This is a genomic window from Achromobacter sp. Marseille-Q0513 (assembly GCF_018195695.1).
GTDB lineage: Bacteria > Pseudomonadota > Gammaproteobacteria > Burkholderiales > Burkholderiaceae_B > Achromobacter.
In genome coordinates this window covers 1-434 of sequence record NZ_JAGTJY010000546.1, presented here as the reverse complement: position 1 = coordinate 434, position 434 = coordinate 1, and the positions used below count along the sequence as shown (strand labels likewise).

The window sequence follows — 434 nt, the reverse complement described above, 5'->3', positions numbered from 1 at the left end:
ACTCTGGATCCGTCGGCAAGACCGTCGCCGCAAGCCATCTCTTCGCCCCGCGCATGCCCGGCGCCGAGATCATCGCCGTCGAGTCCACGAATGAAAGCGCTGCCGATCTCGGACTGCCCGTAGAACAGATGCGCGGCGAGCATTTCGGCCGCCTATTCCGCAAACTGCTGATGGCCGAGTCTGCGATCATCGACGTGGGCGCGTCGAACATCGAGGCATTCCTGACCGAACTCGTGAAGTACGACGAGGCACATCTCGAAATCGACTACTACGTGCTGCCGGTTGTTGGCTCTGGCAAAGCCCAGCGCGAGACCATCAAATCCATTCAGGCCCTAGCGGCTATCGGCGTACCCGCCGAGCGCGTGCGCGTGCTATTCAATCGGGTCGATGCGGATGTACATGAGGAATTCGCCGCCATCTTCGGCTATGCACAC

At 60.8% G+C, this 434-nt stretch carries 1 protein-coding gene; it reads left to right on the top strand.

All coding sequences use genetic code 11. The annotated features are described in order from the left end of the window. Positions 1–434: StbB family protein (gene stbB / locus KDH83_RS31695; RefSeq protein ID WP_283093872.1), on the top strand; the 434-nt coding region annotated here is incomplete at both ends.